General features: G+C 41.6%; 13 protein-coding genes and 1 other annotated feature. Of the genes, 7 read left to right on the forward strand and 6 right to left on the reverse strand.

Annotation, left to right across the window (positions count from 1 at the left end; translation table 11 throughout):
- The first annotated feature begins 10 nt into the window (after positions 1-10).
- From V470_07220 to V470_07235, 4 genes are all read left to right on the forward strand, one after another.
- Complete coding sequence (locus tag V470_07220; GenBank protein AHZ48207.1) at positions 11-805, forward strand: glutamine ABC transporter substrate-binding protein; 795 nt, start codon at positions 11-13, stop codon at positions 803-805.
- Between the two features lie 12 nt (positions 806-817).
- Positions 818-1,495 (forward strand): glutamine ABC transporter permease, encoded by a 678-nt coding sequence (locus tag V470_07225; protein AHZ48208.1) that lies wholly within the window; start codon positions 818-820, stop codon positions 1,493-1,495.
- 9 nt (positions 1,496-1,504) lie between these two features.
- Positions 1,505-2,164: a glutamine ABC transporter permease gene (locus tag V470_07230; protein ID AHZ48209.1), complete on the forward strand. Its 660-nt coding sequence runs from the start codon at positions 1,505-1,507 to the stop codon at positions 2,162-2,164.
- Positions 2,165-2,293: 129 nt separating this feature from the next.
- Complete coding sequence (locus tag V470_07235) at positions 2,294-3,076, forward strand: nucleotidyltransferase (GenBank protein ID AHZ48210.1); 783 nt, start codon at positions 2,294-2,296, stop codon at positions 3,074-3,076.
- A gap of 286 nt (positions 3,077-3,362) precedes the next feature.
- Here the strand turns inward: V470_07235 and V470_07240 are convergent, their stop codons facing one another.
- From V470_07240 to V470_07255, 4 genes are all read right to left on the reverse strand, one after another.
- Positions 3,363-4,385: a membrane protein gene (locus V470_07240; GenBank protein ID AHZ48211.1), complete on the reverse strand. Its 1,023-nt coding sequence runs from the start codon at positions 4,383-4,385 to the stop codon at positions 3,363-3,365.
- Between the two features lie 67 nt (positions 4,386-4,452).
- On the reverse strand, positions 4,453-4,890 hold the full coding sequence (locus tag V470_07245; protein ID AHZ48212.1) for an Rrf2 family transcriptional regulator: 438 nt from the start codon (positions 4,888-4,890) through the stop codon (positions 4,453-4,455).
- 165 nt (positions 4,891-5,055) lie between these two features.
- Complete coding sequence (locus V470_07250) at positions 5,056-5,997, reverse strand: hypothetical protein (GenBank protein AHZ48213.1); 942 nt, start codon at positions 5,995-5,997, stop codon at positions 5,056-5,058.
- 163 nt (positions 5,998-6,160) lie between these two features.
- Positions 6,161-7,012 (reverse strand): serine/threonine protein phosphatase, encoded by an 852-nt coding sequence (locus V470_07255; protein AHZ48214.1) that lies wholly within the window; start codon positions 7,010-7,012, stop codon positions 6,161-6,163.
- A 206-nt stretch (positions 7,013-7,218) separates the two neighbouring features.
- On the opposite strand from V470_07255, the gene V470_07260 reads away from it, so the two are divergent.
- The 3 genes from V470_07260 (at position 7,219) to V470_07270 (ending at position 10,320) form a co-directional block, all read left to right on the forward strand.
- On the forward strand, positions 7,219-7,584 hold the full coding sequence (locus tag V470_07260; protein ID AHZ48215.1) for a membrane protein: 366 nt from the start codon (positions 7,219-7,221) through the stop codon (positions 7,582-7,584).
- Between the two features lie 29 nt (positions 7,585-7,613).
- Positions 7,614-7,816 (forward strand) — a sequence feature (T-box leader).
- 101 nt (positions 7,817-7,917) lie between these two features.
- Positions 7,918-8,289: a hypothetical protein gene (locus tag V470_07265; GenBank protein ID AHZ48216.1), complete on the forward strand. Its 372-nt coding sequence runs from the start codon at positions 7,918-7,920 to the stop codon at positions 8,287-8,289.
- An 87-nt stretch (positions 8,290-8,376) separates the two neighbouring features.
- Positions 8,377-10,320 carry a threonyl-tRNA synthase gene (locus V470_07270; GenBank protein ID AHZ48217.1) on the forward strand — a complete coding sequence of 648 codons (1,944 nt, stop codon included), beginning with the start codon at positions 8,377-8,379 and terminating at the stop codon, positions 10,318-10,320.
- Positions 10,321-10,448: 128 nt separating this feature from the next.
- On the opposite strand, the gene V470_07275 is transcribed toward V470_07270, so the two are convergent.
- Entirely contained in the window at positions 10,449-11,423 is a 975-nt protein-coding gene (locus V470_07275; GenBank protein ID AHZ48218.1) for a histidine kinase, read from the reverse strand.
- Complete coding sequence (locus V470_07280) at positions 11,416-12,093, reverse strand: transcriptional regulator (GenBank protein AHZ48219.1); 678 nt, start codon at positions 12,091-12,093, stop codon at positions 11,416-11,418. Before V470_07280 ends, V470_07275 begins: the two co-directional genes overlap by 8 nt.
- Positions 12,094-12,113 lie beyond the last annotated feature (20 nt).

The following is a 12,113-nucleotide window of genomic DNA, read 5'->3' on the forward strand; positions in this document are numbered from 1 at the left end:
GGAGGCGCCTATGAAAAAGAAATTCTTTTTATCCGCATTATTGATTAGCCTTTTCAGCCTTGCTGCTGCCAAACCAGCCCAAGCCGATACCAGCGTCGCAGACATTCAAAAAAGAGGCGAACTAGTTGTCGGTGTCAAACAAGATGTTCCCAATTTTGGCTACAAGGATCCCAAGACAGGGACTTATTCTGGTATCGAAACGGACCTTGCCAAGATGATTGCAGACGAACTCAAGGTCAAGATTCGCTACGTTCCTGTTACCGCTCAAACCCGTGGTCCACTACTAGATAACGAACAGGTCGATATGGATATCGCGACCTTCACCATCACAGATGAACGTAAAAAATTATACAACTTCACCAGTCCCTACTACACGGATTCTTCTGGTTTTTTGGTCAATAAATCCGCCAACATCAAAAGCATTGAGGACCTAAACGGTAAAACGATCGGAGTTGCCCAAGGTTCCATCACCCAACGCCTGATTACTGAACTGGGCAAAAAGAAAGGTCTAACCTTTAAATTCGTCGAACTTGGTTCCTACCCAGAATTGATTACTTCCCTTCACGCTCACCGTATTGATGCCTTTTCCGTGGACCGCTCTATCCTGTCCGGCTACATCAGCAAACGGACAGAACTACTAGATGATAGTTTCAAGCCATCTGACTACGGTATCGTCACCAAAAAATCAAATACCGAGCTAAACGACTATCTTGATAGCTTGGTCACTAAATGGACCAAGGATGGTAGTTTACAGAAACTCTATGACCGTTACAAACTCAAACCATCTAGCCATACCGTAGATTAAGGAGGACACCCCATGACAGATTTATCATCTTGGACAGCCTATTTTCAGGATTTTGGACAATTTTTCAATGGTTTCCTCTTCACCCTTGCCCTAGCGGTTGGATCCTTTATCCTCGCCATGGTTTTGGGCATCTTCTTTGGGGCCATGTCAACCAGCAAACGCCCATTATTGCGTGTTTTGGCTCGTATCTTTGTCGAATTTTATCAAAACACTCCCCTCTTGGTGCAGTTTGTCATCGTCTTTTATGGTTTACCTCTTATCAGTGACCACACCATCATGATTCCCATTTATTGGACAGCTGTACTCTGCGTGGGACTCTATCACGGCGCTTATATCGCTGAGGTTATTCGTTCAGGGATTCAGTCTATTCCTAGCGGTCAAATGGAGGCCGCCTTGTCGCAAGGTTTTACCTATATCAGTGCCATGCGCTTGATTATCTTGCCTCAGGCCTTCCGTATCATTCTCCCACCTTTGACCAACCAAATCGTCAACCTCATCAAGAACACCTCTACAGTTGCCATCATCTCTGGAGTAGACTTGATGTTTGTGACCAAATCTTGGTCGGCCCTCAACGGAAACTATATCCCAGCCTTTTTAGGCGCTGCTCTTCTCTACTTTGCTCTATGCTTCCCTGTTGCCCAGTTTGGTCGCAAGATGGAGCAAGCCAACAAAAAAGCCTATTCACTTTAGGAGGTTACTATGGAATCTATTTTAGAAGTTTTGACCCCAGATAACCTAATCTTTATCTTTAAAGGATTTGGCTTGACCCTATACATTTCTCTAATCGCTATCGTCCTCTCGACCCTTATCGGAACAGTACTAGCCGTCATGAGAAATGGGAAAAATCCTATCTTACGGATCATCTCCAGCATTTATATCGAGTTTGTACGTAACGTTCCCAACCTCCTCTGGATTTTCACCATCTTTTTGGTGTTTAAGATGAAGTCCACACCAGCTGGTATTACAGCCTTTACCCTCTTTACCTCAGCAGCCCTGGCTGAGATTATCCGAGGCGGTCTCAATGCCGTGGACAAGGGTCAGTATGAAGCAGGAATGTCGCAAGGATTCACCTCTGCGCAAATCCTCTACTACATCATTCTCCCACAAGCGATTCGAAAAATGCTGCCAGCCATCATTTCACAGTTTGTAACCGTGATCAAGGATACCAGTCTTCTCTACTCTGTTATCGCTCTACAAGAACTCTTTGGCGCCAGCCAAATTCTCATGGGACGCTATTTCGAACCAGAGCAGGTCTTCAGTCTTTATATCCTGATTGCCTTAATTTACTTTATCTTTAACTTTGCTATTTCCAGCCTGTCTCATAAGCTAGCAAAACGTTGGCAACAAGCAGCAGAATAAAAAAGAAATGTGAACTCAAAACAAGGGTTCACATTTTTTTCTATAGATGGAAAAGAGTAACTCAATGCTATGCAAACGTTTTACTTTTTGGTAAAATGACTTTAAAACCATAAAGCAAGGAGAAAAATCATGATCCACGAACTTTGCAAAGAATTCTCTCAACTGGAACAAGTAGAAGCTATCGCTCTTGGTGGCTCTCGTGCAGGACAAAACTATGATCAAAATTCTGACTATGACGTTTATGTCTATCTCAACTCTTCTATTGATGAGGCGACTCGCCTCAAAATTTTGAGTAAATACTGCTCCTATATGGAAATTGGAAACCAGTTTTGGGAGTTAGAGGACGACTGTGTACTAAACAACGGTATCGAAATCGAGTTGATTTATCGTTCGCTGGAGTCGTTTGAACAGGAATTGAACTCAACCGTTTTTCAGCACAAAGCTCAAAATGCTTATACAACTTGCATGTGGCATAATCTACTCCACAGCAAGATTTTATACGACCCGAATGGACACTATGCTTCTCTCCAAAAGACTTACCAGATTCCCTATCCACAGGAACTCAAAAAGCATATCATCGAAAGGCAACTCCTTTTGCTAGAACAAGCCATGCCTGCCTTCTCTCACCAAATAGAAAAAGCTATCAAACGCCAAGATCTTCTCAGTATGAATCATCGTACGAGTGAGTTTTTTGCTTCCTACTTTGACTTGTTATTTGCGCTCAATGAGCAAACCCATCCTGGTGAAAAACGAATGTTGGAGTACGCAAAGACCAATTGTACACTCCTCCCTAAGCAATTTGAAGAAACTATTCGCAAGTATTTCCAACTACTCTACCAACCACAACAAGGAGAACAAGCGATTGTAACCTTACAAACCATCCTGAACCAACTAAAGGCCATTTTGCCATGAGTAAAAAATGAAATGTGAACCTCTGTTGCTGTTCACATTTTTATTTGTCGTTGACTGTAAAATTCTAGTCTACTCATATTCAGTTGCCTATTTTTGACTCTCTCTGAAAATCTGCAACTAGGTTAGAAATTGTTCAATTGATTGACGAGCAATCATGAAACCGTTCCAAAAACCGCACTCACAATCACTTACCCTGCTCTTTCATTACTAGTGACAATTTTTCCCTTAGGGTTACTACAAGATTTTTTAGAGATTCTAACAAGAATTACAATATGAATTTTACATATTACCATAGAACACCTCTATAGGAGAAAATCAGAGCTAAAATTAATAAAATATAGAAGGCGAGAAAAAGCCATCTCATCTTCACACATAGAGCAATGTATTCTCTGATAAAGGCCGATGGGATATAGTAGGCGGCTGTACGGCAACCAAGACCATCTCCCTTCATCCCAATACGGCGAGCATAGGTACTGGTACGAAAAACATGGTAATCATTGGTCACAAAGAGAAAACGTGGACTGGCTACCAGCTTCTCACCCATTTCTTTTGAGAAGAGAAGATTCTCATAGGTCGTCGTTGAGTCTTCCTCTAGGAGAATCGCTTCTCTCGGAACATCCGTCTCTTCCAGCAAATAATTACAAATTGCCTGAGCCTCGGAAATCTTCTCATCCCCACCTTGACCACCACTTGCGATGATTTTAACATTGGGATTGAGAGACTGGTGATAAGCTTCTACTGCCTTGTCAATGCGACTCTTCAGTAAGGGAGTAACTTTTTCTCCATTCAACAAGCCTGCTCCGTGAATGATGATAAAATCATAATATTTTTTCTTAGGAATGAAAAGATACAGAATGGAATAAAGCAGAAATCCTGCAAAGGCAAAACCAAAAATCAAATACGAATAAATCAAAAAGAAAAAGATAATATTCACTAGATGATTGGTGTAAAACAAGCCCTTGGTATCGCTCACTCGAATCGCCATGATTACAAAAAAGAATAGAATCACACACCCTAGCCCCAGAGACAAATAATTTGCCTTGGATTTTCCTTCTTTTCTCAACAATACAAATCCGTTATAAATCAGAAAAAAGCCACTTAGAAAAACTAAAAAAGGCAGCAGGAGAAAAATCCCTGCAAAGAAAATCATGTGCACTTCTTCCTGCCCAGCTTCATAAAAAAGATTGGCAATAGACAGGTAAGAAAAGAGCAGAGATAAAAGCAAGAGAGCTGGATTCCAGAGACTGCGATTGTCCCTAAAAAATGAAATCAAAAAAAGTAGGACGAAAAATCCTGTAATAAAGTACATAGTCTCCTCCTTTAATGACTACATTGTACCATAATTATGGCAATAGAAAAAGAGAACCTTAGTCCTCTTACTTAGACAGTTTATTCTGAGCATCGGCTACAACCTGAGCCAGACTTGTCTGACGCAGTTGGTTTTCCATAGCTGCTTGAACATCGAACAGCTTTTGGTCCAAGACCCCATGGATATTCGCACCAATTGGGCAATTAGGATTTGGATTGTCATGAAAACTAAAGAGCTTACCGGATTTTCCTAAACACTCCACAGCTTGGTAGACATCCAACAAACTGATATCCTGAAGGTCTTTTATTATCTCAGTTCCCCCCGTACCACGAGCAACTGAAATCAATCCTGCTTTTTTGAGTTGCGATAAAGTCTTACGGATAATGACTGGATTGACTCCGACACTAGCCGCAAGAAAATCACTGGTTACCTTGCTGTCTGTATCCTGCATTGCAATAATAATCATCATATGAGTCGCAATTGTAAATCGGCTTGAAATTTGCATCTTCTTCTCCTTTCATTGATATTTTATTCATCTTTTCCCGTATAAACATTATACCGTTTTTGGTTTCCCTGTCAAATATTATAGACTGATTACCTTCTCCATGCAAAAAGTCCTGTATCCCTCTTGGTAACCAGAACAGCGGAGGACATACAAAGACTTATTTTTTTATGCAATTTTACGGGCAATCCCCTTTGTTTTATGACTTGACCAAACCGAGCTGATAGACACCCCAGCACCAACTAAGGTAAACACAGCTAACATAGCTAGATTATAAAAATAGTTATCTGGGAAATCACCGCTAAAGATTAATTCATTCACCGCTCGGAAAGCAAAGGCAAACTCAACCCCTAGTTTGGAAACGACTTCCATCGCCAAATCAATTTGATTCACTAGAAAGACAGTAATCACCATCCAAATAGAGGAAATTACAATCCCCTTTCGAGATATCTTTCTTCCAAGGATTTCATATCCTTTAATGGTACAAATCCCCAGAACAATCCCCGCTACCATAGCTACATAACCTAGACGAGCGATAAATAGAGCAACTGCTCCACCAATCAAGGCTCCAAGCAAGGCACCAACTGCTCCAAGAAGAACATTTTCCTTTTGATTTTGATAAGAATCCACCTCAATCTGAAGATTGCTCTTCAGCAATTGATAGCTTTCCTCATTGATAAGGAAAATTGAATCACCTAATTGATAGAGACCAACAGGACCCTCCTGACCACTGTAGGCACAGACTTGGACGAAATGATGGGTTTCAAGGAAGGCAACGAGATCTGTTATGAGCGTCTGTAACTTCTCAATTGTTTTTGATTTGCGCATGGCACCTTTTACGACAAAAGAAACAAGGTACTGGTTGATAGACAAGGTCGACAAGTTTGGAAGAGATTCACTCTTAAACTCATCCCAAACCAATTCGTTTTCTTCTGAATCCGCAGGATTGCCATTCAAACTCACACTGACACAAAGTCGAAACTGATTTTTCACATCAGTTTCTTGCAGGAAAAGTAAATAGCCTGACTGCGTGCCATAAATACTACGCGAATCTTCGTCAAATTGCAAGCCCAACTCCGAGGCAATGGCGTGTAACTCTTCTGGTTTCATTATCTGTCTCCTCTTATTTTGAATATCAATTAGTATGGGATTCAAATTAGTTATATTCCGTTATTCTAACATAAATTTGAGAAGCCGTCAATTCGTATCCAGTTCGACTTATCGCGAAACAGCAGCAGTCACTAGACTATCTGATTTCTAGCTAGAAGTCCTCTTAAAACCAATCTTTCTTGTCTCTTTCCATCCAGAGTTCAACATCCTGATCATAACCTTCTTGTTCACTAATCTGACCTAACAATTCATGGTTATGAGTGTGGTGAATTCCATTTACCAAACTTTCATAGTAGACCTGGAAATAGGGGAGCTTCAAATCTTTAGCCAACTGCAATTCAGTTTCCACATCATAATCCACACGACGAAAATCAACATCAGACAAACCTGCCTCATCAAACTCTAAGATCATATACTGGGCCCGCAGGTCCTTACGCAACTTCGCATCTAGAAAGAAAGGTTGTCCAATGGAACCTGGATTAAGAATCAACTGTCCATCACTTCCATAACGAAGCAACTGTTGATGAATATGGCCATATACTGCGATAGAGGCGTGTGGATTCGTGACCAATCTATCAAAATCTTCTTGTTTTCCCGTATGAATCAATTCTCTACCCCAGTTTTTATCAGGGAGATGGTGAGTGATTCCCACCATCAAATCACCAAACTGACGATGAACTTGCAGGGGTTGATTATTGAGGTCTTCGATTTCTTCAGGGCTGACCTCCTCTAAGATGTACTGACTTTGACGCAGGAGATAACGATGACTCGCTATTGTAGGATCTAACTTGCGATGCAGACCTCGCCAGAGACTATTCTCCCAATTTCCCAGAACTCTTACTGTAATAGGCAAGCTAGCTAAGAGGTCCAAGATCCTTCTACGTCCTGTCCCTGGCATCAGAATATCCCCTAAAAGCCAGTACTCATCTACCTCTGCAGCTTTAGCATCATCCAGTACAGCTTCCAAAGCTGTCGTATTTCCATGTATGTCTGAAAGAACTGCTATTTTGGTCATTCTTTCTCCTCATTCTCTTACTTCTTTTGTTAGTATTATAACAGAAAACACTCGAAAAGATCACTATCACTGATCACTGGATTAAATTGTAAGAGCTTCTAAATCGTGCTATAATATAAGTAGAGATTTCCCCTTCATTTAGGATTATGTGGTCTACAATATCTCTCAAATATCTCTCAATTTTTGCAGATTGGAGGATTATTGCCATGCGGAATTATCTTAAGTATATTCAATACTACCTTGTCATTTTCTTCTTTTACTGGCCACTCTATGAACTCCTCTCTCTATGCATCTCTGACCCATATACACTGAAGGGACTGTACATTTATAACATCATCCTCTTTTCACCTCTGGTTACCTTCATCGTATCCCTTCTTTATAGTTATCGTTTCCATTTCTCACTTTGGTGGTTGCTGGGAATTGGACTGCTCTATTGCTTTACCATCATCACTTTTGGTGAGTTCATTCTTCTTTATCTCGTAGCCTATGAAATCTTTGCCCTACTCGGTATGGCTTCAGGTAGAGGTCTTAGTCATCTTACAAACAAGCAGAAAAGTAAAAAAATAGGATAAAAGCCTTGAAAAATCTCGCAATCATGCTATAATAATCCATAGAGACAAGTCACTTAGTCCCTTTCTACTAGAGAGTGCGTGGTTGCTGGAAACGCATAGAAAGCCTAAACTGATACTACTCTACTGACTTTTATGCAAACATAAAACGGTGGCTACGTTAAAGCCAATCTGAGGTGTCCCTCTTTTTTGAGGAACATAAATGAAGGTGGAACCACGTTGCGACGTCCTTTTAGGATGTCGTTTTTTGTTTGGAGAATAGAGATATTGCCAGATTAAATGAAACATAGCTAAAAAAAGAAGATGGAGGTTGATATGAATAAATCATTGTCTTGGGTGATTCCCTGTGCCTTCCTTGTCGTCTATGTATGGCTAATGAAAACTCTCAGTCTATGGGGGTTAGAGTACATTGTTGTCTTTTCATTTTTTGCATTTGTTCCTCTTTTGCCATTTCTAGCTCCTTTTTTTGGTATCTTAATGTTTTTTAAGAAAAAGAAACTCATCCTATCAGGATATTTCCTAAGTCTAACTGCTGGTATTTATTTGGTTAATGCTATAAGAAACTATCCACTAAGGATATACATGAGAGGTGAGATGACTGATGAACAATATCTGTCTCTAATCCTTTCCTTAGTATGCTATCTATTCATTTCTACAGCTTTCTTTATCTTTAGAATGAGAAAGTTAAACTATCATTTATTTAGATAATCAACCGTTATCATTCTTTGTAGATAACGAATCCTCTACTTCTTCAACCTCAGTTTTTAAATATGATAATTTTTTAAGGAGAAAACCATGATTAAGATTACTTTCCCAGATGGCGCTGTTCGTGAATTCGAATCTGGCGTTACTACTTTTGAAATTGCCCAATCTATCAGCAATTCCCTAGCTAAAAAAGCCTTGGCTGGTAAATTCAACGGCAAACTCATCGACACGACTCGTGCTATCACTGATGATGGAAGCATCGAAATCGTGACACCTGATCACGAAGATGCCCTTCCAATCTTGCGTCACTCAGCTGCCCACTTGTTCGCCCAAGCAGCTCGTCGCCTCTTCCCAGACATTCATTTGGGTGTAGGTCCAGCTATCGAAGATGGTTTCTACTATGATACGGACAATCAGGCTGGTCAAATCTCCAACGAAGACCTTCCTCGTATCGAAGAAGAAATGCAAAAAATCGTCAAAGAAAACTTCCCATCTATTCGTGAGGAAGTCACTAAAGACGAAGCACGTGAAATCTTCAAGAACGACCCTTACAAGTTGGAATTGATCGAAGAACACTCAGAAGACGAAGGTGGGTTGACTATCTACCGTCAGGGGGAATACGTGGACCTTTGCCGTGGACCTCACGTTCCATCAACAGGCCGTATCCAAATCTTCCACCTTCTTCATGTAGCAGGTGCTTACTGGCGCGGAAATAGCGACAACGCGATGATGCAACGTATCTACGGTACAGCTTGGTTTGACAAGAAAGACTTGAAAAACTACCTTCAAATGCGTGAAGAAGCTAAAGAACGTGACCACCGTAAACTTGGTAAAGAGCTTGACCTCTTTATGATTTCACAAGAAGTTGGTCAAGGTCTACCATTCTGGTTGCCAAACGGTGCGACTATCCGTCGTGAATTGGAACGCTACATTGTCGACAAGGAGCTGGCTTCTGGCTATCAACACGTTTACACTCCACCACTTGCTTCTGTTGAGCTTTACAAGACTTCTGGTCACTGGGATCATTACCAAGAAGACATGTTCCCAACCATGGACATGGGTGATGGGGAAGAATTTGTCCTTCGTCCAATGAACTGTCCACACCACATCCAAGTCTTTAAACACCATGTTCATTCCTACCGTGAGTTGCCAATCCGTATCGCCGAAATCGGGATGATGCACCGTTACGAAAAATCTGGTGCCCTTACTGGTCTCCAACGTGTGCGTGAAATGTCACTCAACGACGGTCACCTCTTCGTTACTCCAGAACAAATCCAAGAAGAATTCCAACGTGCCCTTCAGTTGATTATCGATGTTTATGAAGACTTCAACTTGACTGAATACCGCTTCCGTCTCTCTCTTCGCGACCCTCAAGATACTCACAAGTACTTTGACAACGATGAGATGTGGGAAAATGCCCAAACTATGCTTCGTGCAGCCCTTGATGAAATGGGTGTTGACTACTTTGAAGCTGAAGGTGAAGCAGCCTTCTATGGACCAAAATTGGATATCCAGGTTAAAACTGCCCTTGGAAAAGAAGAAACCCTTTCAACTATCCAGCTTGACTTCTTGCTTCCAGAACGCTTCGACCTTAAATATATCGGAGCTGATGGTGAAGAACACCGTCCAGTTATGATTCACCGTGGAGTTATCTCAACTATGGAACGCTTTACAGCTATCTTGATTGAGAACTACAAGGGCGCCTTCCCAACATGGCTTGCACCACATCAAGTGACCCTCATCCCCGTTTCTAACGAAAAACACGTAGACTACGCATGGGAAGTGGCTAAGAAACTCCGTGACTGTGGTGTCCGTGCCGATGTGGATGAGCGCAATGAAAAAATGCAGTTCAAGATTCGTGCTTCACAAACTAGCAAAATTCCTTACCAATTGATCGTTGGTGATAAGGAAATGGAAGACGGAACTGTCAACGTTCGTCGCTACGGCCAAAAAGAAACACAAACTGTCCCAGTTGATGACTTTGTTCAAGCTATCCTAGCTGATATTACCAACAAATCACGTGTTGAGAAATAATACTCTTCGAAAATCAAATTCAAACCACGTCAACGTCGCGGCTAGTTTCCTAGTTTGCTCTTTGATTTTCATTGAGTATAAGAGCCTAGCATAAAAGCCTCCATTCGGAGGCTTTTTCTCATTTATGTTTACTCAATAACGAGCTTCACTTCAGCGAATTTAATCCTTACTATCGTTCCTTTTCCAACCTCAGACTCGATGCGAATCTGGTGACCCAGTTCTTCAGAAATTTTCTTAGATAGATAAAGTCCAAGTCCAGATGACTGCTGGGTCAAACGCCCATTGTAGCCTGAAAAGCCACGTTCAAAGACTCGGAGCACATCGCTGTTTTTTATCCCGATTCCCGTATCCTTGATACAGAGTTCCTGACCCTCCATATAGATCTCTAGCCCACCTTCCTTGGTGTATTTGAGACTGTTTGAGAGGATTTGTTCAATGACAACCAACAGCCATTTCTTATCAGTCACGATGATTTTGTCAAGGTCATGGAGATTGAGCGCCAGTCCTTTTTGGATAAAGAAAAGGGCATATTTGCGAACCACTTCCTTCACCAGATCCTCCACTTGAACCTTTTCAAATACCAAGTCATCGTGGAAGCTCTCCAAACGAAGATACTGCAACACCAGATTGGTATAGGAGTCAATCTTAAAGATTTCCTGTTCCAGTTGCTGCTTGGCCTCACGATCAGAGACTTCTGCTACCAAGAGACGACTCGCTGCAATGGGGGTCTTGATTTGGTGAACCCACAAGGTGTAGTAGTCCAGCAAATCCGTCAGTTTGCCCTGCGCTTCCGACTTCTTTTGATACAATTCAGACTCACGCTCTTCGAGCTTTTCTGCTAGCGCACATTCCAGAGGAGACTTGGGGTCTCGCTCAGCATAGAGTACTTCCTGCCGGTAAACCTGAGCTTCTGCAAATATATCCCAAGCCAAAAATAAGAAGGTCAAAAAACTACTGAGCAGAAAGAAATAAAGAAAATAAGTTCCTAGACTAGCAAATAAAAACTGAAAGAGAAGGACGAGAAAGTCTAATGAAAAAATATAGGTAAAAACGCGACTGCGAGAACGCAGGTAGGCTAGAAAAAATGATTTCCAATCAAGCATGTTTCAGTCCGTATCCTATCCCTTTCTTGGTTTCGATAAAGCCTGCTAAACCTTGCTCCTCCAACTTTTTACGCAAACGAGCCACATTAACAGACAGGGTATTGTCGTCGATAAAAAAGTCGCTGTTCCAGAGTTCCCGCATCAGGTCATCACGCGCCACGATATTACCCGCATGTTCAAACAAGACCCGCAAAATTTGAAATTCATTCTTGGTCAAGCTCAGGACTTCACCCTGATAGTGCAGATCCATAGACTTGGTATTGAGAATCACACCTGCATACTCTAGCAAACTTTCATCCCGCCCAAACTCATAGGAACGGCGCAACAAGCCTTGAATCTTGGCAAGGAGCACCTGCTGGTCAAAAGGCTTGGTCACAAAGTCATCCGCTCCCATATTGATCGCCATGACAATATCCATAGCCTGATCTCTCGAAGACAGAAACATGATAGGTACCTTGGAAATCTTACGAATTTCCTGGCACCAGTGATAACCATTAAAAAGAGGCAAACCGATATCCATGAGGACCAAATGAGGCTCCGACCGGACAAATAAGCTCAACACTTCCATAAAATCCTCTACCAAAACGACTTCAAATCCCCACTCAGAGAGCAATTTCCCAACTTGTTGCCGAATAACTTGGTCATCTTCTACTAGTAAAATCTTGTGCATGCGCTCCTCCTTTACTCTTG

The organism is Streptococcus sp. VT 162 (assembly GCA_000688775.2).
In the GTDB taxonomy this organism is placed as follows: Bacteria; Bacillota; Bacilli; order Lactobacillales; family Streptococcaceae; genus Streptococcus.